Origin of the sequence: Alcaligenes nematophilus, from assembly GCF_026344155.1 — a bacterium.
Taxonomy (GTDB): domain Bacteria; phylum Pseudomonadota; class Gammaproteobacteria; order Burkholderiales; family Burkholderiaceae_B; genus Alcaligenes; species Alcaligenes phenolicus.
The window spans coordinates 220399-243857 of sequence record NZ_JAPKMZ010000005.1 but is presented as its reverse complement, the minus strand read 5'-3'; the positions used below and the strand labels follow the sequence as shown (position 1 = coordinate 243857).

21 protein-coding genes are annotated in these 23459 nt (G+C 58.7%); 7 read left to right on the top strand and 14 right to left on the bottom strand.

Annotation, left to right across the window (positions count from 1 at the left end):
• Nucleotides 1–13 precede the first annotated feature (13 nt).
• The 4 genes from OSH04_RS14815 to OSH04_RS14800 form a co-directional block, all read right to left on the bottom strand.
• Complete coding sequence (locus OSH04_RS14815; protein ID WP_266108763.1) at nt 14–2161, bottom strand: phosphocholine-specific phospholipase C; 2148 nt, start codon at nt 2159–2161, stop codon at nt 14–16.
• Between the two features lie 74 nt (nt 2162–2235).
• Complete coding sequence (locus OSH04_RS14810; protein WP_266108762.1) at nt 2236–2472, bottom strand: hypothetical protein; 237 nt, start codon at nt 2470–2472, stop codon at nt 2236–2238.
• An 11-nt stretch (nt 2473–2483) separates the two neighbouring features.
• A complete protein-coding gene (locus OSH04_RS14805) occupies nt 2484–4736 on the bottom strand; it encodes an alkaline phosphatase family protein (protein ID WP_266108761.1) in 2253 nt (750 codons plus the stop codon).
• Between the two features lie 81 nt (nt 4737–4817).
• Nucleotides 4818–5765 (bottom strand): LysR family transcriptional regulator, encoded by a 948-nt coding sequence (locus OSH04_RS14800; protein ID WP_179136470.1) that lies wholly within the window; start codon nt 5763–5765, stop codon nt 4818–4820.
• A gap of 232 nt (nt 5766–5997) precedes the next feature.
• Between OSH04_RS14800 and OSH04_RS14795 the strand changes: the two genes are divergently transcribed.
• Nucleotides 5998–7020: a zinc-binding alcohol dehydrogenase family protein gene (locus OSH04_RS14795; RefSeq protein WP_266108760.1), complete on the top strand. Its 1023-nt coding sequence runs from the start codon at nt 5998–6000 to the stop codon at nt 7018–7020.
• Between the two features lie 173 nt (nt 7021–7193).
• Here OSH04_RS14795 and OSH04_RS14790 read toward each other — a convergent pair whose 3' ends face one another.
• Nucleotides 7194–7721: a DUF2478 domain-containing protein gene (locus tag OSH04_RS14790; protein ID WP_254002256.1), complete on the bottom strand. Its 528-nt coding sequence runs from the start codon at nt 7719–7721 to the stop codon at nt 7194–7196.
• 285 nt (nt 7722–8006) lie between these two features.
• On the opposite strand from OSH04_RS14790, the gene OSH04_RS14785 reads away from it, so the two are divergent.
• The gene (locus tag OSH04_RS14785; protein ID WP_035273436.1) at nt 8007–8756 is read left to right on the top strand and encodes an IclR family transcriptional regulator; all 750 of its coding nucleotides are present in this window, start codon (nt 8007–8009) and stop codon (nt 8754–8756) included.
• Between the two features lie 117 nt (nt 8757–8873).
• On the opposite strand, the gene OSH04_RS14780 is transcribed toward OSH04_RS14785, so the two are convergent.
• Genes OSH04_RS14780 through acuI form a run of 3 tightly spaced genes read right to left on the bottom strand, consistent with a single transcriptional unit; the run spans nt 8874 to nt 11806 of the window.
• Nucleotides 8874–9626, bottom strand: a complete 753-nt coding sequence (locus tag OSH04_RS14780) for an enoyl-CoA hydratase/isomerase family protein (RefSeq protein WP_266108757.1) — start codon at nt 9624–9626, stop codon at nt 8874–8876.
• Nucleotides 9623–10774, bottom strand: a complete 1152-nt coding sequence (locus OSH04_RS14775) for a CaiB/BaiF CoA transferase family protein (RefSeq protein ID WP_035273440.1) — start codon at nt 10772–10774, stop codon at nt 9623–9625. Before OSH04_RS14775 ends, OSH04_RS14780 begins: the two co-directional genes overlap by 4 nt.
• A gap of 45 nt (nt 10775–10819) precedes the next feature.
• Nucleotides 10820–11806: an acrylyl-CoA reductase (NADPH) gene (gene acuI, locus OSH04_RS14770; RefSeq protein WP_266108756.1), complete on the bottom strand. Its 987-nt coding sequence runs from the start codon at nt 11804–11806 to the stop codon at nt 10820–10822.
• Nucleotides 11807–12147: 341 nt separating this feature from the next.
• Between acuI and OSH04_RS14765 the strand changes: the two genes are divergently transcribed.
• Genes OSH04_RS14765 through OSH04_RS14750 form a run of 4 tightly spaced genes read left to right on the top strand, consistent with a single transcriptional unit; the run spans nt 12148 to nt 16701 of the window.
• On the top strand, nt 12148–13146 hold the full coding sequence (locus OSH04_RS14765) for a Bug family tripartite tricarboxylate transporter substrate binding protein (protein ID WP_051316466.1): 999 nt from the start codon (nt 12148–12150) through the stop codon (nt 13144–13146).
• A gap of 34 nt (nt 13147–13180) precedes the next feature.
• Nucleotides 13181–15283 (top strand): acetate--CoA ligase family protein, encoded by a 2103-nt coding sequence (locus OSH04_RS14760; RefSeq protein ID WP_266108755.1) that lies wholly within the window; start codon nt 13181–13183, stop codon nt 15281–15283.
• A gap of 43 nt (nt 15284–15326) precedes the next feature.
• On the top strand, nt 15327–16079 hold the full coding sequence (locus OSH04_RS14755) for an enoyl-CoA hydratase/isomerase family protein (protein WP_266108754.1): 753 nt from the start codon (nt 15327–15329) through the stop codon (nt 16077–16079).
• A gap of 55 nt (nt 16080–16134) precedes the next feature.
• Nucleotides 16135–16701, top strand: coding sequence for a cysteine dioxygenase family protein (locus OSH04_RS14750; RefSeq protein WP_060186695.1), 567 nt, complete (start codon nt 16135–16137; stop codon nt 16699–16701).
• 1 nt (nt 16702) lies between these two features.
• On the opposite strand, the gene OSH04_RS14745 is transcribed toward OSH04_RS14750, so the two are convergent.
• From OSH04_RS14745 to OSH04_RS14725, 5 genes are all read right to left on the bottom strand, one after another.
• Nucleotides 16703–17464, bottom strand: a complete 762-nt coding sequence (locus tag OSH04_RS14745) for an alpha/beta hydrolase family protein (RefSeq protein WP_083054568.1) — start codon at nt 17462–17464, stop codon at nt 16703–16705.
• The gene (locus tag OSH04_RS14740; RefSeq protein ID WP_035273451.1) at nt 17461–18585 is read right to left on the bottom strand and encodes a DUF3182 family protein; all 1125 of its coding nucleotides are present in this window, start codon (nt 18583–18585) and stop codon (nt 17461–17463) included. The genes OSH04_RS14745 and OSH04_RS14740 overlap by 4 nt, the downstream gene beginning before the upstream one ends.
• Before the next feature lie 45 nt (nt 18586–18630).
• Nucleotides 18631–19425: a trehalose-phosphatase gene (gene otsB, locus OSH04_RS14735; RefSeq protein ID WP_060186696.1), complete on the bottom strand. Its 795-nt coding sequence runs from the start codon at nt 19423–19425 to the stop codon at nt 18631–18633.
• A 1-nt stretch (nt 19426) separates the two neighbouring features.
• Nucleotides 19427–20398: an SDR family oxidoreductase gene (locus OSH04_RS14730; protein WP_022983321.1), complete on the bottom strand. Its 972-nt coding sequence runs from the start codon at nt 20396–20398 to the stop codon at nt 19427–19429.
• Nucleotides 20399–20483: 85 nt separating this feature from the next.
• Nucleotides 20484–20906 carry a KGG domain-containing protein gene (locus OSH04_RS14725; protein WP_035273453.1) on the bottom strand — a complete coding sequence of 141 codons (423 nt, stop codon included), beginning with the start codon at nt 20904–20906 and terminating at the stop codon, nt 20484–20486.
• Nucleotides 20907–21043: 137 nt separating this feature from the next.
• Between OSH04_RS14725 and OSH04_RS14720 the strand changes: the two genes are divergently transcribed.
• Nucleotides 21044–22105, top strand: coding sequence for a mechanosensitive ion channel family protein (locus OSH04_RS14720; protein WP_035273455.1), 1062 nt, complete (start codon nt 21044–21046; stop codon nt 22103–22105).
• On the opposite strand, the gene OSH04_RS14715 is transcribed toward OSH04_RS14720, so the two are convergent.
• Complete coding sequence (locus OSH04_RS14715; protein ID WP_251197066.1) at nt 22050–23450, bottom strand: alpha,alpha-trehalose-phosphate synthase (UDP-forming); 1401 nt, start codon at nt 23448–23450, stop codon at nt 22050–22052. The genes OSH04_RS14720 and OSH04_RS14715 overlap by 56 nt on opposite strands.
• Between the last annotated feature and the right edge of the window lie 9 nt (nt 23451–23459).

The following is a 23459-nucleotide window of genomic DNA, read 5'->3' as shown; positions in this document are numbered from 1 at the left end:
CTGATCAGTATGACTAGCGTGCGACACCCATGGCCGGATCACTGATCCCGTCGCGACCATTTTCCAGACGGCCAGCAAAGCGGCGCTCGAAATGTTCGCCCATGGTGGCGGTGAAGTCATACCAGTTGGCCGAGCCCTCCAGCGACCAGCGTGCGTCAATCTGCATGCCGGGGTCCACGGTGTACACCCATGGGCCATCTTCCCGATACGCATTGGCGGTGACCGTGACGGTCGCCGCTTCGCTACCCACGTTCATGATGGTCAGGGAGACGATGTTGGCCTTGGGCTCGTAGCAGACGCGGACTTCGGGTTTGGGGCCCTGGCGCAGGGCGTGCAGATTGCCCTTGAAATGACGGTGGTAGCCGTTGGGGCCCAGCACCCACAAGCTGTAGTCGCCGTTCTGGTCTGCGCCCACGGTCCAGGAGTCCGAAATCATCTTGTCGGCTTCTACGGTAAAGCGACGTGGGTACTCGGACAGATGCAGCTCGTCGTACACATGGAACACGGTGCCTTGCGTGCCAGTATTGCTGAAGGTCAGCCAGACCTTGTCCTTGTCCAGATCCACATTGGCGCTGGTATGTAATTGATAAGGCAGGGCACGGGAGGGGCGTAGCATCAGATCCTGTGTGGGCATGGGCTCGGAACCCACAGGCGGCATGGGAACCTTGCCCGCCTGTACTTGCTGTGCCAGTGTGGCATCGGCCTGATCGCGGGTGGGGGCTGACACCAGGGCAGGCTTGTTGGCATTGGGGGACTTGAAGTCAAAGCAGGAGCGCATGTCGCCGAATACGGCTCGACGCCAGGGGCTGATATTGGGCTCCTGCACACCGAAGCGCTGCTCCAGAAAGCGCAGCACGGAGGTGTGGTCAAACTGCTGGGAGTTCACCCAGCCGCCCACGCTCCAGGGAGAAATGATCAGGGTTGGCAAACGGGGGCCGGCACCAAAGGGGCGGCCATCGGGGGGCAGTTTGCGCGAGTCTCCATCCGGGGCGGGCATGGTGTAGTACTCGTTCGAGACATCCACGGTGGACTTGCCGGCCAGAGTGCCGTCGCGGTGACGCCATGGCGGGGCTGGTGGGGGCATGTGGTCAAAGAAGCAGTCGTTTTCGTCGTAGTTCACGATCAGAACGGTTTTGCTCCAGACTTCGGGATTGGCCGTCAGGATGTTCAGCAAACGCTCCAGATACCAGGCACCCTGTCCGGGCACGCCCATGCTGGGGTGTTCGCTGTAAGGGCCAGGGGCCACAATCCAGCTGACCTGTGGCAGGGCACCCATCTCGATATCGTCGGCAATGGCTTGCAGAAAGCCGCCGTCGGGCATGGTATTGCCAAAGCCCTTGTACAAGGGAGACAGCGCTTCCATTTGTGGTGAATACGTGGCCGAGGGCGAGCCCATCGAGGCCAGATCTTCATTGACCTTGCGGTAGGACGCAAACGCCACCAGCTGATTGTTATTGCTGTTGTTGCCGGGACGGTTGTAGACCTTCCAGCGCACGCCTGCTTCCTGCAGACGCTCCGGGTAGCTGGTCCAGCCCAGCCCGTCTTCGGATGGGCCCAGGCCCCCCCAGTTAGAGTTGGTCACGCAGGCACGCCCGGTGACATTGGCCCCGTTGGTGCCGCTCCACAGGAACATGCGGTTGGTGAAAGTGCCGGTGTTGATGGAGGTGTGATAGGCATCACAGACGGTAAAGGCGTTGGCCAGAGACCAGTGAAAGGACAGGTCCGACTCCTTCAGGTAGCCCATGGCCACATTGGTGTATTTGGCTTTGGGCCAAAAGGCCATGCGGCCGCCGTCCCAAGCCTCCTGCTGGTCATTCCAGTCGTGTGCACCACCCACGCGCAGGGCATTGCCTTTGGTGGCGTCCAGATAATAGGGCTGCACCACGCCGCTGCTGCCTTGCTGACGCCAGACCGATTCGCCCGAGGCCATGGGGATGGTGAAGCGGTCACTAAAGCCGCGTACTCCCGGCATGGTGCCGTAGTAGTGGTCAAACGAGCGGTTTTCCTGCATCAGGATAATGACGTGCTCCACGTCATTGATGGTGCCGGTGGCATTGTTGGCCGGGATGGCCAGTGCTTTCTGAATGGCGGGGGGAAAGGGCCCCAAGGCAGCGGCGCTGGCGGCCAGCCGCAGAAAATTGCGACGATTAAGGTAAGTCATGGGAAAGCCTTGTCGATTGAGTGTTGCAAGAGGGCCAGGCGCGGCAGTGGCCACCGCCCGGCCGGGGGGCCCTGTCAGGGAGCGCAGTCCAGTTGCGAATTGGGGGGGGCGGGCTTGTTAGTACCCTGTTCCCCCAGCGAACCGCTGGCCGGAGGCGTGACGATGGGCACCTGCTCACTGCCCGAGCCCGTGTCGCTTGCTGGGGAAGGGTTGCCGCTGCTGCCATCGCTGCAGGCACTCAACAGCAGGGCCGTAACGCTCGTCAGGGCCAGGGTTCGCATCAAGCGAGCCAGAAGAGTCAAAGAGGTCATGGCGTGCTCGCTTAATGGGTGGACAAGCTGGACAGCGGCTTGTTGGACCAGTAGATCGACTGCAGCTCTTCGTCGCTCAGCACACGATTCCACATGGCCAGATCACCGAACATTTGCTGGGTTGGCGGAGCAACAGCACATTTGCCCACGGTGTAGGGCGGCGTGACCGAGCCATTGCACTTGTTCATCAGGAACTTGCCGGTGCCATCATCGCCAATACCCCATTGCGGATAGGGAGAGAGCTTGGACAGATCAACAGCGCCGGTGGATTTGCCAGCCGCAACCTGCGTTGTCTGGCCGATGACCGGGTCGAAGATCTGCATGTTCATCTTCTTGGCCACACCGTCCACCGCAAAGGCAATGTAGACCCAGCGGCCTACCGGAATTTGCGTGTAGGGATTGGTGGGGCCGTCGGCACGAACACCGCCTGAACCAATATTGAAGGCCACGCCACACTGATTCTTGGTGGAGCTGCTGAACAGGCCAATCGCGACACCGGCATTGCCACCGCTGACATAGTTCTTGTTGGACAGGATGGTGACGTTATTGCGGTCAATGCATTGGGGCACTTGATACCAGAAGCCGATGGTGAACTGGGGGCTGCTGCCGGTGGAAATATCAAAGCCTTGTGTCGGCGTCATGCGGTAGCCTTCCAGCCCTTCGACAGTGACATGGTTGGTATCGACCAGCAGCCCATGCGTGCCGCTAAAGGGGCCGGGCACCACTACCCCTGCGGCCGAAGGCAGATCGGCAGAGGCGGAGGCCATGCTGCTGTTGCCTTGTGCATCAACAGGCGGCAGGGTCGCGCTGAAGGGGTAGTAAGAAAGCAGACCGTTGCGCAAGGTGGTGGCCAATGGCACAGGCGGCAAGTAGGAGATGGGCGGGCTGATCAGGTTGCGCCAGGCGGCCTGCTCGCCCGAGCCTGCCTGCACGGTGTAGTCAAACTGATACGTACCTTTGCTGCTCAGGTCGGCCGTCAACTGATTGTCGGTATAGCTTTGTGTCCCTGCGGGCAGACGCGAAGCAATGACCTGGCCATCGCGCAGGATATCGATGGGGGCGTCGGCCGGTGCTTTCCAGTCCAGCTTGATGGCCACGGACGAAGAATTGTTGTCCACGACGGTGGCATTCAGATTGGACACGGCTTGTGGGCCCAGCAGGCTGCTGCCATCGAGCTTGTATTCTGCCGCTGGGGGCAGCGTGTCCAGATAGCGCATGACGGTGGGAGCGACATCAACCAGGCTGTTGTACTGATACAGCTCGGCCAGTGTCTGGGGCAGGCTGGCGCCTATGCCTTGTTCCCCTGTGTTGACGCTTTGGTTGAAGGCCAGGAAGGTAGCGGACTGGGACAGCAAGGGCAGGCCATTGTCTTGACCATGCTCGCTCAAACCGTGGTTGCCTGTCACGACAATCAACCATTCGCGATCCTGCTGCTTGGCCGTGGCCGCCATCAAGGTACCGATCTCCTTGTCCAGCTTGCTCAGGGTGGCCAGGTAGTCAGGCGATTCGACACCAAAATCCAATGCCGCATCTTTGGCAGAACGGTACTGAACCAGAACTTTGCGGTAGTTCCCTTCAATCATCTTCATTGCCTGGGTGGAGACACAGGACAGGGTGACGGCTTGTGCAGAACAATCGGCCAGCTCGTGCAGACGCTTGGCATCATGGTCAGCCTTGAGCAAATGGGCCAGTCCGCTGGATGCAACGGCCGCGGCATTCTGGCCAGGCTGGGCAGAGTGAAACAGGCTGTTTTGACGCAAGACCTGGTCTGGTGCCGTAGATACCACACCGTGACGATTGGCCCAGGTGCCGGTCAGCAGGCTGGCCCAGCCCGGCATGTCCAGATTGGCTTGTTGGCTGGGGGTGCCCACCACACCGCCGCTATAGGCCAGTTGGACGTTCAGCTTGGCCAGATTAGGAAGGCTGCCCGCTGCCATGCCTTGCTGCACAGCGCGGTAGGTAGCCCCGTCCAGATCAATGATCAGGGCGTGACGAGTGCTGGGTGTGTCAGGCTTTTCCGGATTGGTGGGTGTTTCGGGGTCGGTGGCCGGGCCCGAGCTGGTTTCAGAGCCACTACAAGCGGCCAGAGCGGCGGTCAGGCTTGCCACCGCTAGGGCCTTGATCAGGCCTGTATTGCTGCGTCCAGCGCGGCCCAGGGGCGGGCGCTGCTCGCCAGCTTGGGCTGCATCCAGATTCGGGTTCGCAGAAGGAGAAGGAAAGCCGGGCCCCTGAGAAAGGGGGCTGGCCATGTGCGCATGTCTCATGATTCGATTGCCTTGTCGCTGACGTTAAGAAAGGATCGATCGAATTAGAGCAAGGCAGCATGACGGCCTTGGGTCGATATCCTAGACGTTCATCGTCGTTGCTGTGTATTGGTTCGGCAGATGGTGTTGACGCTCCCAGAGCTCCAGTCGTTCGACCATGAACTGATGGAGCTGGCGCAGGAGCGGGGTAATTTGGGCCCGACCGGCAACCAGCAAGTGCAAGGGCGTCAGCTCCCCGATCCAGTCCTGGCAGATGGCCTGCAAGCGGCCCTGGGCCAGATCCTGTGCCACATCGAAATGGGCCTTGTAGGCGATGCCCTTGCCCAGCAGGGCCCAGCGTCGGACAACATCGCCGTCATTGGACACATTGACGGCACGCACCCGAATCAGGCTGGCTTGTTCGTCCGGCCGTTCAAAGCGCCAACGGTCATGAACGTCGTCACCCAGCATGAAGCACAGACAATCATGTTCCTGTAATTGGGCGGGGGAGCTGGGCGTACCGCGCCTTTGCAAGTAGGAAGGGGCTGCGCACAGCACACGTCTGTGTTCAGGCGCAATGGGCAGGGCGATCAGATTGGAGTCGGGGGGATGTCCGTACCGAAAGGCCGCATCAATAGGTTCGCTGTACACATTGGCCAGCCGGTCCGACAGATGCAAGCGGATGTCCACACCGGGATTGGCATCTTGAAATTCGTTCAACCACGGCAGCAAGACATTGCGCCCCAGGTCCGAGGGAGCAGCCAGCTTTAACTGACCACGCGAGCCGGGCCCGCCGCTGGCAAGCTGCAGAGCTGCCTGTTGCAAGGTTGACAAGGCCGGACGACATTGAGCCAAAAACACTTCACCTTCCGAAGTCAGACGCAAATGCCGAGTGGAACGCAGGAAGAGCTGGACGCCGGTCTCGGCCTCCAGCCGCTTGAGGGCGGCGCTGGCGGCGGCCGGAGTAATCCCCAGGGACCGTGCGGTGGCGGACAGATTGGCGTTATCAGCCGTACGGACGAAAATTTCCAGATCTTGCAGCGCTTTCATGGCAATCCTTCGGAGACATAGAGGATGTCGTTAAGACACGGTTTTACCGCGATCAGACCCTGATTTTAGGGGTGATCTTCAAATTATTTTTGAAAATGGATTCAAGCCGCCACGGGTTTTTCTGATTCCCCTGGCGTTGCACACTGTGGTTTCGGCTCTGATTATCTGAAGTGGCATTGCCCCACGTCGCCACCAAGAGCCATCAGATTAACGGTGCTTCCAAGGAACAAAGATGAAAGCGATTGGATACAAGGTTTCCCAAGCGATTGAACAAGCAGAATCCCTGCTGGATATTGAACTGCCTGATCCCGTGGCCAGTGGTCGTGACTTGCTGGTGGAGGTAAAAGCGGTGTCCGTCAACCCGGTCGATACCAAGGTGCGACAGCGTGGCGGGCCGGATGCTGGGCAGCAGTACAAGGTGTTGGGCTGGGATGCCAGCGGCATTGTGAAGGCGGTTGGCCCTGAGGTCCGCTTGTTCAAACCGGGTGATCGCGTCTGGTATGCCGGTTCGATTGCGTGTCCGGGCACGAACAGCCAACTGCATCTGGTCGATGAGCGCATCGTGGCGCATGCACCCAAATCGTTGGATTTTGCCGCGGCAGCCGCTTTACCCCTGACCACCATTACTGCCTGGGAAATGCTGTTTGACCGTCTGGGGATCGCACCTGGCAAGGCTCCCAGCGGCAAGAGCCTGCTGATTGTCGGGGCGTCCGGTGGAGTGGGATCCATCATGACGCAACTGGCTTCCCGCCTGACTTCCCTGACCGTGATTGGTACTGCTTCCCGCCCCGAAACCCAGGCCTGGGTGCGTGAACTGGGCGCCCACCATGTGATTGATCACAGCAAGCTCTTGAGCGCCGAGCTGGAGCGTATCGGCTACCCGCAAGTGGACTACGTCGTCAGCCTGACACATACCGATCAGCACTTTGAGCAGATTGTTCAGGCCATCGCCCCGCAAGGAAAGTTTGGCCTGATTGATGACCCCGCCAGTCTGGATGTCAGCCAGCTCAAGCGCAAATCCGTGTCCTTGCATTGGGAGTTCATGTTTACCCGCTCCTTGTTTGGCACGGACGACATGCTGGCCCAGCATCGCTTGTTGAGCGAGGTCGCCGACTTGATCGATGCCGGTCTGATCCGCACAACCTTGACCGAGCGTTTTGGCAGTATCAATGCCAGCAATCTGAAAAAAGCCCATGCCTTGCTGGAGTCGGGCAAGGCACGTGGCAAGCTGGTGCTGGAGGGGTGGGACGAGTAAACCGTTTGCTGTATTTAAGCCGCCAACCCGGGTTGCCATATGGCGACAGCGGGTTTTGGTGGTTTGGATTAAACGGTTTATATGCCTTGTTGGGCTTAATGTGCGCTTGAGGGTTTTGCCCGGAGCGTTTTAAAGTTGCTTGCCAGAGTTGTTTACGGACCTCGTTGGCCCCCTCAGGGTGTCTGACGGCTGCTTTCAAACCAGTCCCACAGTGCCTGACGCTCCGGCTCCAGTTCTACCGCCAGGCCACCTGTAAATTCACGCCATGCAGGCAGGTAGGTGTGGGCCACAACGGTCAGCACCGGGTAGCCCTGGTCGATCAAGGCCAGGATCTCGTTGTTGAAGCCCTGGCCGTCCGCTTCCATGATTCCAAAGCGATTCACAATCACCAGATCAGCTGGGCTTTCCAGCGCCTGCCGCAGTACTTCGCTGGCTTCCAGCAAGGCACCAATGTCCAAGCAACAGGCGGTGGATTCCGCCCCCAGGTTCTGGGTAATGGGATACAGTGTGCCCTTGTCCAGATCCTGCACCGTGCGCAGGCTATGGTCCTCCTTCTGAATTTCCGGGCCTTGCACCAGACCACAGACGCGATAGTTCTTCGCGCGCAATTCCTGCACGAATTCCAGTAGCAAGGCGTCGGCACTGCCTTTGCCTGCGTGCACGATGGCCGCAAGGGCAAGAGGCGGGGAAGTGGTGTCCATCGGGGTGTGGCTCCGGGCAGTAGAAAGGGAAGGCAAGGCTCTTTGTACACGCATTTGGCCTGGGCTGGAAAGCGGAAAAACCTCTGTGCTGCTGGCCGGTGTTTGGCCTTGGTGGGTAGCAGGCTTGTTGTTTAAGGTTCAAGTCTTGAAGCCTGTCTGCTTGAAAAGCGGATGGAACTGTTGCGAAAGCCGCTTGCTGCTTTGCTATACGGGCTTGTCTGGCTATGGCGTGGTTCTGTTCCATGAGACAATTCATGCACTTTTAGTGACTGATGGGATATTCGATTGGACAAGACTTTTGTTAAGGGCCTGGTGCTCCTGGAAGCCCTGGCCAAGCACGAACGCGGTTCGGGTGTCACCGAACTGGCCAATCAATTGATGCTCAATAAAAGCAATGTGCATCGCCTGTTGCAGGCCCTGGTTCACCAGGGCTTTGCACGCAAAAATGAAGATACGGGTCGCTACGAGCTGACCATGAAGCTCTGGGAGCTGGGCTCGGGCCTGGCCAACCGTCTGGATGTGCGGGTGGAAGCCTTGTCTTTCATGAAAGAGCTGGCCGAGCAAACCCAGGAAACGGTGCATTTGTCGCTGCTGGACGGGGTCGAGGTGCTGTATATCGAAAAGATAGACAGCCCGCAGCCCGTGCGCGCCTACACCACGGTCGGCGGTCGCTCGCCTGCGCAATGTGTGGCTACCGGCAAGGCCATGCTGGCATGGGCCAGTGAAGACACCTTGAATCTGGTCAAGAACCGCCTCAAGCCTTATACGCCTCGCAGTCTGGTCAAGTTTGGGGATTTGCGCCGAGAGCTGGAGCAGGTGCGTGATCAGGGCTATGCCATTAACCGTGGCGAATGGCGTGAGCAGGTCGTGGGGGCGGCTGCGCCTATTTACGATAGTCGTGGAATGGTGGTGGCGGCTTTGGGTATTTCCGGGCCTGCGGAACGTCTGGAGGAAGCCCGGCTGGTTCAGGCCGGTAAAACCTTGATGACGGCAGCGGCACAGATCTCGCGCCGTTTGGGCTATAGCGGCCGTTAAGCTGCTACAGCCCCCGTCAGCTTGTCCGGGCTGCAAGAAGCCGCCCGGATGCAAATTGCCCCCAAAATCTGGATGCGTCTCCAGTTTTTGGGGGCAATTCCATTCAGGAAAGAAAGTTCAAGGTTTTGCGGCTTGCCGGAAGGCCGCAATTCTTTGTTTGAGGCCGGGTGCGGAAGCAGAGCGTACCAAGGCTGCCATATCCCGATCAGCTTGTTGTGGGCAGCCCGTTAACTGATGCAGATAGGTGCGACTGGTGGCGTCCAGCAAGCCCGCAGTCTGTTGAGCCTGCTCGATGACAGCAGGCCATGCATCGGGCTCTTGTATGCCGTTAATAAAACCCAGCTGCTCCGCCTTGGCAGCATCAAAAATCTGGCTTCCTGCCAGAAGTTGATGAGCCTGCTGGCCGCCGATCAGGGCAGCCAGCCTGCCTGTTCCCAGTGCCAGACCAAACTGCAGTCCAGGCATGCGAAAGCGGGCATCGGCACTGGCGATACGTTGACGACAAACAGCAATCAAATCCACCCCGGCGCCGAAGTTCTGCCCATGCGCCAGGGCCAGGGTGGCGCAAGGCGTATGGGCCAGCATTTGCAGCAGGGTTTCGATGCGGATAAAGCGCAGTACCAGGTCCCCTTCGCTTTCTTGCTCGTAGTCGCTGAAGTCAAAACCGGCACTGAAATTGCGGCCCTCACCTCGCAATATCAGCAGATCTGCCTGGGCCTTTTCCGCGGCCTGCACGGCCGCGATCAAGGCTTCGACCAGATCGGCCGACAAGGCATTGCGCTTGTCAGGCCGGTTCAGCGTCAGTGTCCAGACTTTGCCCGCGCAGTCCACGTTCAGGCCGGGACTGCTGCTGCAATACGGCTCTGTCATGGGGTAACTCCGTGCAAGATGCTGTCGTTATGTTCGCCCAATGCCGGGGGGGCCATACGGACGGGCAAACCCACTCCATTGATACGCAGGGGCGAGACAAAGGTGCGCGTCTCGGTGTCTGTGCCCGGCAGGCGAATGTTTTGCACCCACTCCATGTGCTCGACCTGCGGGTCTCGCAGCACATCGGAATAGCGGTTGATGGGACTGCAGGGCACGCCTTGGGCACGGAATTGCGTCAGCCAATGTTCGGAGTCGTGCTGCGCAAAAATAGCTTCCAGCAGTTCACGCAAGGCGTCTTGATGTTTGGCGCGCAGGGTGGTGCTGGTGAAACGCTCGTCCTCGGTCAGGTCCGGGCGTTCTACAACCTGACAGACGGAGCGCCACAGCGCATCGTTGCCCGCTGCCATGGCGAAGTAACCGCCTTTGCACTGGAACGCCTGGTAGGGGGCATTGCGTGGGTGGGCGGAACCCAGCTTGTCCGGGTCGCGACCACTGCCGAAATACTCTGAGGTTTGCAGTGCGGCGATGGCCAGGGTGGTCCCCAGCATGGGCACGTCGATATGTGCCCCCTGACCGGTGGCGCGGGCTTGAGGCAAGGCGGCACTGATGGCAAACGCCGCATACAAACCGGCCGCAAAGTCCGCCAGTGGAACTCCGCATTTAACGGGGGCTCCACCTGCTTCGCCCGTCACGCTCATCACGCCGCTCATGGCCTGAATCGTCAGGTCAAAACCGCCTTCCTGCGAGCGGGGGCCGCTTTGTCCGTAGGCAGAAATTGAGCAGTACAGCAGTCTGGGATTCAGGGCCTTAAGGCTTTCATAATCCAGCCCCAAGCGCTGCATGACGCCGGGCCGATTGTTTTCCAGCAAGACGTCTGCATCCAGTACCAGTTGGCGTGCCTTGGCTACATCTTCGGGGTTCTTCAGATCCAGCGTTACCGAGCGCTTGTTGCGGTTCAGCGAAGCAAAGTTCTCGCTATATCCTTGGTTGATGGGCGGCCAGCTTCGCAAGGTGTCACCCCCTTTGGGGTGTTCGATCTTGATGACGTCAGCCCCCATATCGGCCAACAACATACCGCAGTACGGGCCAGCGGCCACATTGCAAAATTCCAGTATCCGAACCCCGTTCAGGGGCAATGTCGTATCCATGAATCAGCTCCAGAGCATGATAGGTAGATGGGGGCCGACAGGGCCTTATGCGTTCACATCAACCACGATGCGGCCGCGTACCTTGCCTTCCAGTAACTGGCCGGCTTGATCAATGGCTTGGGAAAGTGTGATGGTGCTGGCGCCGATGCGCTCCAGGGCTTCGATAGACAAATGCTTGGCCAGCAAGTCCCAGGCTGCCAGGCGCTCGGGTTTGGGGCAATGGACGCTGTCCACCCCAATCAATTGCACACCACGCAGAATGAAGGGGGCCACGGAAGCGGGGAAATCCATGCCTTGGGCCAGACCGCAAGCGGCGACTGCACCCAGGTATTGTGTGCCTGCGCAGACATTGGCCAGGGTATGGCTGCCTACGCTGTCGATGGCTCCGGCCCAGCGCTCCTTGCCCAGTGGCTTGCCCGGTTCGCTCAAGGTGTTGCGCTCCACAATCTCGCTGGCGCCCAGCGCCTTCAGATAGCTTTCTTCCTGAGGTCGGCCTGTGCTGGCCATGACGGTGTAGCCCAGGGCATGCAGCAGGGCCACGCTGACACTGCCTACGCCACCAGCGGCACCCGTCACCAGAATCGGGCCCTTGTCGGGCGTGACGCCCTGACGCTGCAAGGCACGTACGCACAGGGCGGCGGTATAGCCGGCGGTGCCAATCATCATGGCTTGCTGGGTAGAGAAGGCCTCAGGCAGGGGAATCAGCCAATCGCCTTTCACGCGTGCTTGCTGTGCCAGACCGCCCCAATGGACCTCACCCAAGCCCCAGCCGTTAAGCACCACTTTCTGGCCGGACTTGAAATTCGGGTCGCTGCTGTCGGTCACTGTGCCAGCAAAGTCGATGCCGGGCACCATGGGGAACTGGCGCACTACGGGGGATTTACCCGTCATGGCCAGGCCGTCTTTGAAATTTAGGGTGGAGTAGTCGATGCGGACGGTAACCTGGCCTTCGGGCAGGGCGGACTCGTCCAGGGATTGCAGGCTGGCTTTGTATTGGCCGTCGGTTTTGTCGATGACGATGGCAGAGAACATGAGTGAATTCCTTCGATCAGTTAAGGGTTTGTGTTCTGATATTTGGAACAGCGTTCTTCAAATTGACATGGAAAAGCAGTGTTTTCATTTTATCCAGAAGCTCGTTGCGGTCAAGCCCAATGCGACCAGATGATCGAACTGGGGAAATCCCGAAGGGGTTTAATAGTTGACACCTGAAATCAAATATCCCACTATTTGAACCGTTGTCCTAAGTTGCTTGTGTTGTTGCTGTCTGTTGTATTCAAGCCGTTCTCACGGCATTTTTAATATCAAAAACAAGAACAGCGTTCTATATATTGGAACACCAAGAGAGAAAAACTCTCACACAGGAGGCAAGGATCATGTTCAGTTCTTTTTTTTCGCGCACAGGGTTTCTACGCACAGTGCTGGTCTCGGGACTGGCGGCAGTCAGCAGCTTTTCTGCCCCGGCTGCCATCGCGGCCGATACCTATCCCAGCCGTGAAGTGACCTTTGTGGTTCCCTATCCCCCAGGCGGTAACAGCGACAATCTGGCGCGTCTGTTTGCCGACCGTCTGCGCGTCAAGCTTGGCGTTCCCATCGTGATTGAAAACCGGCCCGGCGGCACCACCTCGCTGGGCACGTCGATCGTGGGTCGCGCCAAACCCGATGGCTACACCTTGTTGCTGGCCACCAGCACCGCCTTTACCGTGCTGCCCTATATACGCGACGTGCCTTATGACCCGATCAAGGGCTTTGATTTTGTAGGCAGTCTGGCCGGTTACCTGCCCATCATGACGGTGCGCAATGATTTGCCGGTCTCCAACCTGAAAGAGTTTGTCGAGCTGGCCCGCAAGGAGCCCGGCACCTTGACCTATGGTTCGGCAGGTATTGCGTCTGGCGGCCACCTGGCGGGAGAAATTCTGGAAAACGCCGAGAAACTGGACTTGCTGCATGTGCCGTTCAAAGGCTCGGCAGACACCATGACGGCTTTGATGGGCAATCACATCGATTTCTTTATTGATGGAGTCGGGCTGGAGCTGGTGAAAAGCGGCAAGGCCAAAGCCCTGGTGACCTATGCCAGCGTGCGTCATCCCGAACTGCCGGATGTGCCCACACCGAAAGAAGCCGGTTTTGATCTGGCCCTGCCTTTTGAAGGGTTCTGGGGGCTGGCGGTGCCGGCTGGCACCCCTGACGATGTCATGAAGAAGCTGGCCAAGGCTACCGAAGAAATCCTGGCCGAGCCGCAGACTCAAGAGCGTTTCCACCGCATCAGTGTCAGTGCCAGCTGGAAAGACGGCGATGCGTATGCCAAGGATCTGGAGCAGAGTCGGGCTTATTACAGCGAGCTGCTCAAGACCATCAAGATGAGCGATGACTAAACGCTCACAGAACCACCAACAGGAGACAAACGTGATGGAAACCGTCACTTGCGCCAGCACGCTGGACGCTTTGCTGGACCCGGCATCCATAGCTTTGGTCGGCGCCTCGGAAGATCAGTCCAAGTTTGGCGGGCGACTGTTCCGTATGCTGCTCAAGCACGGTTATGGCGGCAAGGTCCTGCCTATCAATCCCAGCCGCAGCAGTTTGTTTGGTTTGCCCGCTGTGCCCGGTCTGGCTGCACTGGATAGCGCTCCGGATCTGGCCGTGTTTACGGTGGGGGCCGATACCGTTCTGGAACAGGCGCAGATTGCGGCCCAAATGGGGGTACGCGGTTTGCTGGTGATCTCCGCAGGCTTTGCTGATGCAGGCGAGCGCGGGCTGGAGCGCGAGCAGGCCTTGCTGCGTATCTGTCGTGACTCGGGCATGCGACTGATCGGCCCCAATTGCCTGGGCATGATCAGCCCCAGCCGCAGTCTGGTGCTGTGCTCTTCGCCGGTGCTGGACAGAGACAGCCTGCCGGAACGGCCTATTGGTTTTGTCAGCCAAAGCGGTGCCTTGATGACTACCTATTTTGATCGGGCCTGGGCGATGGGCGGTGGCTTTACCTACGGTTTTTCGGTGGGTAATCAGGCTGACCTGGATCTGTGCGACTTTGTGGATTTCCTGATTGATGATCCCAAGACGCAAGTGATCTGTACTTATATAGAGGGCATTAAAGATACCCAGGCTTTGCGTCGCACAGCTCGTCGGGCGCAGGCGGCGGGCAAGCCCTGGCTGGCCGTCAAGGCAGGGCGCTCCAGTGCGGGCAAGGCGGCCGCCTTTTCGCATACTGCCAGCGTAGCGGGTGACCATGATGTGTTTGCCAGTGTCTGTCGCGATGAAGGCATCAGCCTGATGGACGATATGGGGGCCATGCTCTTGCTGGCAAACAGCATGGTGCGCTTTACCAGCAACAAGATCTCCAAAGTTGCGATTGTGACGCCTTCGGGTGGCGGTGGGGCCTTGGCTGCAGATGCTTTGGCAGAGCATGGCGTGGAACTGTCCAGTTTTTCGGCTACTACCAAGCAGGCTCTGGCTGCCCACTACCCGGCAGGGCAGGCGGATAACCCGGTTGATCTGGGAGCGCGTCTGACGCAGGACTCCACCGAAGTGGCCCGCGCTACTTTGGATGCCTTGATGCAGGATCAGCAAAGTGACGCGGTATTGATCACGGCTTCCATGTGTCCGCAGGAGTGGATGGCGGCCCTGATTGAAAAAATCATCCACCCTGAACCGCACTGGGCCAAGCCCGTGATGGTGGCGTTTGATGCGGGTGCAACGTCCGAGCCTTTGAGGCAGAAGCTGGCCCAGCACGGCCATGCGTATGCCAGTTCCAGTCTGGAAGCGGCGCTGGCCTTGTCCGCCTGGAAACGTCACGGTCAGTTTGTGCCGCGCCAGCAAGCCTTGCGTCCCAGTGCCTGCCAAGCGCCTACGGTCATGCCGCGCGGTGTTTTGAATGAAGATCAGTCCAAACGTCTGCTGGCGCATTACGGCCTGCCCGTGAATCTGGGCCAGGTGTGCGAGGACGTGGAACAGGCCGTGGTGCAGGCCGAGCAGATTGGCTATCCGGTGGTGATGAAGATTGTTTCCCCCGATATCGTCCATAAAACCGAGGCGGGTGGGGTGGCGCTGGATGTGGCCGACGAAGCCAGCTTGCGACGCGATTTTGCCCGGCTCTACGCCAATGCCAAAGCCTATAAAGCAGATGCCCGTCTGGAAGGCGTTTTGGTACAGGCCATGGCCAAGGGGGATGTGGAACTGCTGATCGGGGCACGTCAGGATGCGCAGTTTGGTCCGGTCGTGGTGTTTGGTGCCGGCGGCATTCTGGTGGAAATGCTGTCGGACCGGGTGATTGCCGCGGCCCCTTTAACCCTGGCTGATGCAGATCGACTTTTATCTACCTTGATGATCGACAAGCTGCTGAAGGGGTACCGGGGACGCATGCTGGATCGTGACGGTGTGCTCGATGCGATTGTGCGTGTCAGCTTTCTGGCCCACGACTTGCGCGACACCAACTTTGAATTGGATATCAACCCCTTGATCGTGGCGGCTACCCGCTGTCACGCCGTCGATGCCCGCCTGTCCATAGGCGAATAAAACCAAAACCTATTCTTTGAAAAATACCCAGGAGGAGTAAACCATGTCGGATTATCAGTGCATTCTTGTAGAAAACCATGATGACGGTGTTTCCATCTTCACGATCAACCGTCCTGATCGCCGCAATGCCTTGAGCGCTACCGTGGTCAAGGAACTGCAGCAGGCATTTCTGGCCTTTGACGAAGACCCCACACGCCGCGTAGCCGTGCTGACCGGGGCAGGCAATGATGCTTTTTCTGCCGGGGCGGATATTAATGAGTGGCCCGAGTTGTGGCGCGCCATTCCCACGGTAGGCTTTGAAACCGACAAGCCCATTATTGCGGCCGTCAGTGGTTGGTGCGTGGGGGGAGCCCTGGTGATGGCCATGATGACGGATTTGCTGGTAGCGTCCGAGAGCGCCAAGTTCTCCTACCCCGAAGCCAAGCTGGGCTTTACTGGCGGCATCATCTCGGGCCTGGCCTCGCGCATTCCGCATCATGCCGCCATGGAAGTGATCTTGTTGTGCCGTACGCTGGAAGCCCGCCGTGCTTACGATCTGGGTTTTGCCAATGAAGTGGTGCCGGTAGGCGAGCAACTCCAGGCTGCTGTGCGTATGGCGCAGGACTTGGCAAAGATGTCGCCGCGTGTTTTGCAAACCTTGAAGCGCTTTATCAATAATGAAGTGCTGACGCGCGGCCCGTCCGAGCAGATGGCGCGCACCATGCGGCAACTGAAAGCGATCGAGGATAGTTATGATGCCAAGGAAGGGATGAACGCGTTCAAAGAAAAACGTGCCCCGGTGTATCTGAACAAATAAGAACTGATTCACGAATTGGGCCGCAAGGCCCAGTCAACTATGGAGACATCCCCTTATGCACCCCCGTTTTGAGCGTTTTATTCAAGGGATGAATGAATTGACCGGCCGCCCGGCTGTCGCCGAGGCGGATATCCTGCGTGATGGCCGTGTCCTGCTGGGCGAACTGGTGGCCCAGGACGATTGGCTGGCCCCGGAGTACACCCAGCCCCATCCCCAGTTTTATCAGCAGTACTTGCTGTATTGCTGTCCGCAGGAACGCTTTTCCGTGGTCAGCTTTGTGTGGGGTCCCGGCCAGAAAACCCCTATCCACGACCACACTGTGTGGGGCTTGATTGGTATGTTGCGTGGCGCGGAACGCTCCCGGCCTTTTGACCGTGATCCCGATACCGGCCATATGACAGAACAAGACACACAGACTCTGGAACCAGGCGTGGTGGAAGTGGTGTCACCCACGGTGGGTGATATACACGAGGTCTCCAATATGTATGACGACCAGGTGTCCATCAGCATTCACGTTTATGGTGCGGATATCGGCAAGGTACGCCGTCACGTCTTTGACCCGCAGACTGGGCAGGCCAAGGAGTTTGTCTCCGGCTATGCCAACCGTCCGGCTGTCGCGTGAGTCAAGTGGTGTTGTTGGGCAGGTGCCCAATACGGGCGCCAATAATCATTTCCTGAATCCAGCGATAAAGCAGCACGGAGTAATCACGCTGGGCGACTTTCTCGTCCAGTGCGTGGTTGCTGCCTTCCAGCACTCGATGTGTCAGGGAATGAGCCTGACTGAAGGCTTGGCGATACGTTAGCAAGGTCTGGCGGGGAATCAGCTCATCGTATTCCGCTTCAAACAGCAAAACATCTCCCGTGAATTTGGAGCAGGCCTGCAAGGCGCGGTTCTCTTGCGGAGAATGAGTATGCAGACGGTAGTCCTGCAGCAACTCTCGGTTGAGCTGATCCTTTGGAGACAGCCAGTCGTCGTCCGGGTACAAGGCAGGAGCCAGCAAGCTGAGCCAGCGTACCGATCGAAATTCACTTAACAGGCAGGCCAGATAGGCGCCATAACTATGCCCCACAATGGCGATGGAGCTGGAGTCCACCATAGGGTGGCTGCTCAAGGTGTCGAAGGCCGCGCAGATGTCCTGAAAGTTCTGTTCTCGGGTGACGTTCTCGCGCTCGTGCTGATTGGCATTGTGCCCGGCAAGATCAAAGGTCAGACAAATACAGCCCATACCGGCAATGGTGTGGGCGCGTTTCAGGTCAAAGTGCTGGCTGCCGCCCCAACCGTGCACGAACAAAATGCCAGGGACAGGGGATTGGGGGACTAGCAGGCGTGCATCCAGGTGCTGATGGGGCACTTTGATGGTGGTGTTGAAAATTTCCGTACTCATGATGGCAGTGGGCCGCCGAAGCGGGCAAGATAAGCCTCGTCTTCTTGGTCGAGGCTGTAAAGATGAGGGGAGTTTTTCACCAGGCTGGCATCGTCTAGATAGCGCTCGCGTGTCCATGCGTGGGTATGTTGGAGCTCAGGGTGGCGTTGCAGGGTGCGGATGGCCAGAATCTCTGCAATGGACGCTCCGCCGAAACGCCAGGAATGTTCCAGTACGGCTGCCTTGTAGTGGCCACGCGCATTTTTACCGACGATGAGGTCATAGTTGCGACGTGAGGCATACAGTTCAGGAAAGGCCTGCCTGATGTTTTTTTCGTAGCTTATGGTCAGCTCAAGCAGATGCTCAATGCGCTTCATGCCCGAGAGCTGCAGCAACTGCGGAAACCCGCCGCGAACCAGTAGCAAGCTGGAGCCGCCATATACGGACTCGTGCTGCAGGTTGGTGGTCTGGTGTTGCTGGCCGATATAGGAAAAAAGATGCTCGCCTACCTGGGTCTGGCCGATGCTGAAGGTCTCGCCATCGAGCAGGTTCTCCTCCAGTACCAGACCCTGTTCCAGTTGACTCTGCCACGGCGGCAGGTTCAAGAGCTCTTCCAGCTCTTGACGGCTGTAGATCACCTTCTGGCCTTTGCCTGCATTAGCACTGGCCAGTTTGGCCCGTATGCCGGTCTGGCCTGCTTCATCCAGAAGGCTCATTGTGCGTAGCGCGTCGTTTCTTGAAAAGACGCTGTAGCCTGGCAAGACCGTGTGCCGTAACGCCAGGCCCAGCTCATTGTTCCAGCCTTCCGGGCGGTCCATATCGTCCTGGGGAAGGGGATGGGCGACGGTTTTATGGGCCAGAAAGTCATATGGCACTACACCCCCATACAGTTGGGAGGCCTGTTCGATACCCAGTTGTCGCGCCTGCTCCAGGCTCAAGGTCTGCAGGGGGAGGTAGTAAGTGTTTCCGGAGCTGGGCTTTAGCTGGTCTTCATAGTCAATATGGACTCGAGGCAGATCCAGGAATTGCGCCAGTTCCCTGGCCATGAATTCCAGACTTTGGAGCGCGCCTTTGTTGCAGCCCTTGCTGGGCAGGCTGATTTGCAAGGAGGTCTTGGGCGTAGAGGTAAGTATCTTGCTCATGGGGCCATCCTTTTAAGTAAAGAGAGTGCGGCCAGTGTCAGCGAGTCATGGCGCAACCGTTTTGGCGCCTGAGGGCGTTCGCTGTGCCAGCTCGGAGAAAAAGCGCGTCTCCAGCAGACTGGTTTGCAAAAGTGTCAGCAGGTCAGAGGGGTGTGGCAAGGAAAGCTGGGCCGCGCTGGCTGGCTCCTGAGGACCGATGCGTATGCTCAGCCCGCCTTTCTGGTTCACAAACTCAAAGGCGGCCTCATCGGTCAAGTCGTCGCCAATCATGACGGGCTTGCGGTCGGCGAACGCGGGCAGGCGTTGGGCCCGGGCCAGGGCTTGGCCTTTGTCAAAGCCGCTCATGCGCAGTTCGATGACACAATGTCCACGGATCAGATCAAAGCCGGGATATTCCGAGCACAGCACGTGCAGTTCGGTGGCCAAGGCCTCGCCAACTTCAGGGCGTTGCCGAAAGTGCACAGCCACACCGTGCGATTTGCGCTCCATCCAAACCAGTGAGTAGGGGTGGATCAGGGCGGCGACAGAGCGGGACAGGCTGTGGTGCTCAGCCGGGTTGATCGGGATGTTCCAGCATTCCTGACCCTCGGCGTCATACATGGCTGCGCCGTGGCTGCTGATCATGGCAAGCGGAAGCTTGGTGCAGGCGATATGCAGGCTGTCATAGTCGCGGCCTGAAACCAGTGCCACCGCGCCGTCGCAGGCAGCGTGCAGATTCAGCAGCAGGCCGGCGGTGGACGGGGGAAGAAATACCTGGTCAGGCCGCGCAGCCAAGGGGACCAGGGTACCGTCCAGATCCAGAAACAAGGCGGTCTGATCCAAATGCAGAGCGTTATTCATATCAGCTTCCTGGGTAACCCGTGATGGGGAGCACGGTGCCGGTGATGTAGCTGGCGGTGATCGGGCTGGCCAGGTAGACATAGGCAGGCGCCAGTTCTTCCGGCTGGGCGGGGCGGCCAAAGACCGTATCGGCACCAAACTCGGGGATTTTTTCGGCCGGGGAGTCGGCGGGGTTCAAGGGGGTCCAGACGGGTCCGGGAGCGACCGCGTTTACACGTATACCTTTGGGCGCCAGGTTGGCCGCCAGGGAGTACGTGAAGGCAATAATGGCGCCCTTGGTGCTGGAGTAGTCCAGCAGATGAGCGGCCCCGCGTAAGGCTGTGACCGAGCTGGTATTGACGATGGCATCGCCCGCGTGAAGGTGCGGCAGGCAGGCCTGGGCCATGTAGATATAGCCATAGATATTGGTGTGGAAGGTTTCATTGAGTCGCTCCGGGGTCAGGTCCAGCAAGGATTGGGCATGTTCCTGAAAGCCGGCATTGTTGACCAGAATATTCAGGTGACCGAAGCGGTCCAGTACCTGCTCAATCGCTTGTCGGCAAAATTCAGGGTCTTTCACATCGCCGCGCAGTGTCAGGCATTGGCGGCCTTCGGCCTCGACGGCCAGACGAGTGCGTCCGGCATCTTCATCCTCGTGCAAATACACAATCGCCACATCGGCACCTTCTCGGGCATAGAGCACGGCAACGGCCCGGCCTATGCCCGAGTCCCCACCGGTAATCACGGCTACTTTTCCTTCCAGCTTGCCGCTGCCCTTGTAGCTGGAGGCTTCGTAGCGGGGGGCCGGGTCCAGATCACTTTCACACCCAGGCTTTTCCAGGTGTTGTTGCGGCAGGGGGGGAGTGGGGTAATCGCTGCCTGGGTGGCTCTTATCGTGCGTAACGGGCTCGTTCTGGCCGACCCCGTTCTTGTCCTTCTGGTCCTGCTGTTCTTGCAGGTGACGTTGCTCTTTCACTGTTTGACGCGTTGTCATGACGGCTCCTGAAATAGACAAGGAATGGGACAGGGCGCGGCGGCCCTGGTGGGTGCGCCGCGTCCAACTGGGGCTTGGTTAAGGCTTAGCGTCGCTGGTCCTGGGTGGCCTTGCCACCTTTGGCGCCGGCCTTGCGGGCCTCCTCGGAGTCGAACTCATGGGCCGTGCCCTTTTCATGGGCTGCCCGGCCACCCTTGGCACCGGCTTCACGGGCTTCTTCGGAAGTGAACTCGTGAGCTGTGCCCTTTTCATGAGCGGCGCGACCGCCCTTGGCACCGGCTTCGCGAGCTTCTTCAGAGTTGAACTCGTGCGCCGTACCGCGTTCATGGGCTACACGGCCGCCTTTAGCGCCAGCCTCACGGGCCTCTTCCGGGGTGAACTCGTGCGCGGTGCCTTTTTCGTGCGAGGCACGCCCACCTTCAGCAGCAATCTCGCGCTGCTTTTTGTCGTCCATGGAGGCAAAGCCACGTTGATCTTTATGATCCTGTTTGTTTGTGTGCTGGGTCATATAACTCTCCTTGAGAAAGAACACCAATCACGTGATTGGTTATGACTGACCCAGCACAAAGCGTGCCTGACTGCCTGGGGGCGGGGCGCGGCACACAAGTTGCTGTATCTGGAGACATGGTTTTCAGGAGAGCAATCATGATGTCAATGACGTGGTGGATGTGGCTGCTGTTATTGCTGGGCGGCTGGGCGATACTGCTGCTGGTGCATTTTCTGGGTGGCAAGATTATTGAAAGACTGGCCTCGCCAGAGCACTTTCTGCGGTTTTTCAGCGAACGGATACGCTGGCCGTCGCGGCTGTTTTTTCTGGCCGTATTTTTGCGGATATGTATTCCGCTGGCCCCTATTTCGGCCAAGTGGCAGTCCTATCTGATCGTTGGGGACATGCTGGTGCTGATTATCTGCACGACCTGGATGCTGATGAGTGCAGTCGAATCTCTGTTCCAGCTTGTGGTGGTGCGTCACCCCTTGAATGTGTCCGACAATCTGCGTTCGCGTCAGATCTACACCCAGGCGCGCGTGCTGGCACGCAGTGTGCATTTCTTGCTGGTCTTGTTGGGGCTGTCCTTTGCTTTGATGGTTCTACCCGGCGCACGGCAACTGGGCACCAGCCTGCTGGCATCGGCCGGGGTAGCGGGGCTGGTAGCCGGTATTGCTGCCCGGCCGGTGCTGGGTAACTTTATTGCCGGTTTGCAGATCGCATTCACCCAGCCCATACGCATTGACGATGTGGTGATTGTGGAAGGGGAGTGGGGCCGGATAGAGGAAATCACGGCCACTTATGTGGTGGTACGTGTGTGGGACGAGCGCCGTCTGATCGTTCCCTTGCAATGGTTTGTAGAAACTGTCTTCCAGAACTGGACCCGTCGCAGCGCCTCTTTGCTGGGCACGGTATTTCTATGGGTGGACTACAAGGTTGAAATGCAGGGCTTGAACGCGGCATTCAAGGACTTGTGCGAGTCCTCTGAATTGTGGGATGGGCGCGTTCAGGTGTTGCAGGTGACCGATACCAATGAGTGGGGGATGCAGTTGCGCTTTCTGGTCAGTGCTGCCGACTCGGGCCGTTTGTTCGACTTGCGCTGTTTGTTGCGCGAGCGCTTGGTGGCCTATCTGGGTCAGCACCAACCGGATGCATTTGTACGCGTCAGGATGCTGGAAGCTCAGCCAGAGGGTCATGGGCCTGATTCAAGCCCGAGCTGATGCCAAGATCATGCAGGAACTGTTCGCACCACTGCCTCAGGTCCTGCTGTCGCAGTTGCATCATTAAATGCTGGTGGCGTCGGCGTCGTTCCTCTAGCGGCATGTTCAAGGCTTGATACAGGCTGCGTGCGGTGGCGTCCGCATCAAATGGGTTGACGGGCAGGTAGCCGCCTTGCAGGGATTGTGCCGCGCCCGTAAAGGTGGACAGAACCAGGACACCGGGGTCGGCGGGGTCCTGGGCAGCGATATATTCTTTGGCCACCAGATTCATTCCGTCACGCAAGGGTGCGATAAAACCGACGCGGGCGCGGCGCAACATGCGCATCAGCTGGCCGGCCGGAAAGGCGCGGTTCATGTACACCACCGGACTCCAGCCTGGCGTGGCAAATTGACCGTTAATCTGTCCGGCCAGACTTTCCAGCTCTTCACGCATGACTTGATAATCGTGAATATCGCCGCGGGTAGAGGGGGCGATTTGGACATAGGTTGTTTGCCCGTGCAGCGTCGGGTAGCTGCGCAGCAGCGTATCCAGGGTGCGCAGCCGATAGGCCAGACCCTTGGTGTAATCCAGCCTGTCCACACTGATAATGGTGTCAGGCCCGTTGACTGGCTCGATTGGTGTGGCGCTGTCGGTCCATGAGGGGGCCTTGGCCAGAGCCTGAACCAGATCCACGTCGATACTGATGGGATAGACGTCTGTGCTGACGGTACGGGCGCCTGACTCGCTCGTACGCGGTGGCACTAAGGTCTGGAGTGCGGCTGTCAGCGCATGATGGTCGCCACGGCTTTGGACGCCAATCTGGTCGTAATGGTGCAGCATGGGCAGCCATTGTTCATAGCGGGGAATGGAGCGCAGAATCTCCGGGCACGGAAAGGGGGTGTGAAAGAACAGCCCAATAGCCTGCTGCATTCCTTGCTCTCGGCAAAAATGGGCTAATGGCATCAGGTGGTAGTCATGGACCCAGATCAAGTCGTCCTCTTCGGCAATCTGGCGCAAATAAGCGGCAATTTGCCGGTTGATCTCCAGGTATTGCTGGAAGTGGTGGGTCTGGAAGTCCATCAGGTCCAGGCGGTAGTGAAAGGCGGGCCAAAGGCAGGTGTTCGCGTAACCGCAGTAAAACTGTTCGTATTGCTCCTGGGTGAAGGAGAAGGTGACGGCTTGGTAGCTGCCCCGATCTTCGGTACGCAACGCCCCCGGCTGTGGATCACATTGGCCGTTCCACCCCAGCCAGATGCCCTGGGTCTGCGGGTGCTTTAACAATTGATCTACTGCGACGGCCAGTCCGCCTGTGCAAGGTTGATCGGAACTGGCCACGCGTACGGACACCACAATGATTTTGCTCATGCTGATTCT

Coding starts and splice junctions, on each gene's coding strand:
- OSH04_RS14760 (WP_266108755.1), top strand. CDS start 13,181: ATGGAAACCGTCACTTGCGCCAGCACGCTGGACGCTTTGCTGGACCCG.
- OSH04_RS14810 (WP_266108762.1), bottom strand. CDS start 2,472: ATGACCTCTTTGACTCTTCTGGCTCGCTTGATGCGAACCCTGGCCCTG.
- OSH04_RS14740 (WP_035273451.1), bottom strand. CDS start 18,585: ATGAGCAAGATACTTACCTCTACGCCCAAGACCTCCTTGCAAATCAGC.
- OSH04_RS14725 (WP_035273453.1), bottom strand. CDS start 20,906: ATGACCCAGCACACAAACAAACAGGATCATAAAGATCAACGTGGCTTT.
- OSH04_RS14780 (WP_266108757.1), bottom strand. CDS start 9,626: ATGACAGAGCCGTATTGCAGCAGCAGTCCCGGCCTGAACGTGGACTGC.
- OSH04_RS14805 (WP_266108761.1), bottom strand. CDS start 4,736: ATGAGACATGCGCACATGGCCAGCCCCCTTTCTCAGGGGCCCGGCTTT.
- OSH04_RS14715 (WP_251197066.1), bottom strand. CDS start 23,450: ATGAGCAAAATCATTGTGGTGTCCGTACGCGTGGCCAGTTCCGATCAA.
- OSH04_RS14790 (WP_254002256.1), bottom strand. CDS start 7,721: ATGGACACCACTTCCCCGCCTCTTGCCCTTGCGGCCATCGTGCACGCA.
- OSH04_RS14815 (WP_266108763.1), bottom strand. CDS start 2,161: ATGACTTACCTTAATCGTCGCAATTTTCTGCGGCTGGCCGCCAGCGCC.
- otsB (WP_060186696.1), bottom strand. CDS start 19,425: ATGAATAACGCTCTGCATTTGGATCAGACCGCCTTGTTTCTGGATCTG.
- OSH04_RS14745 (WP_083054568.1), bottom strand. CDS start 17,464: ATGAGTACGGAAATTTTCAACACCACCATCAAAGTGCCCCATCAGCAC.
- OSH04_RS14765 (WP_051316466.1), top strand. CDS start 12,148: ATGTTCAGTTCTTTTTTTTCGCGCACAGGGTTTCTACGCACAGTGCTG.
- OSH04_RS14775 (WP_035273440.1), bottom strand. CDS start 10,774: ATGGATACGACATTGCCCCTGAACGGGGTTCGGATACTGGAATTTTGC.
- OSH04_RS14750 (WP_060186695.1), top strand. CDS start 16,135: ATGCACCCCCGTTTTGAGCGTTTTATTCAAGGGATGAATGAATTGACC.
- OSH04_RS14730 (WP_022983321.1), bottom strand. CDS start 20,398: ATGACAACGCGTCAAACAGTGAAAGAGCAACGTCACCTGCAAGAACAG.
- OSH04_RS14795 (WP_266108760.1), top strand. CDS start 5,998: ATGAAAGCGATTGGATACAAGGTTTCCCAAGCGATTGAACAAGCAGAA.
- OSH04_RS14720 (WP_035273455.1), top strand. CDS start 21,044: ATGATGTCAATGACGTGGTGGATGTGGCTGCTGTTATTGCTGGGCGGC.
- OSH04_RS14800 (WP_179136470.1), bottom strand. CDS start 5,765: ATGAAAGCGCTGCAAGATCTGGAAATTTTCGTCCGTACGGCTGATAAC.
- acuI (WP_266108756.1), bottom strand. CDS start 11,806: ATGTTCTCTGCCATCGTCATCGACAAAACCGACGGCCAATACAAAGCC.
- OSH04_RS14755 (WP_266108754.1), top strand. CDS start 15,327: ATGTCGGATTATCAGTGCATTCTTGTAGAAAACCATGATGACGGTGTT.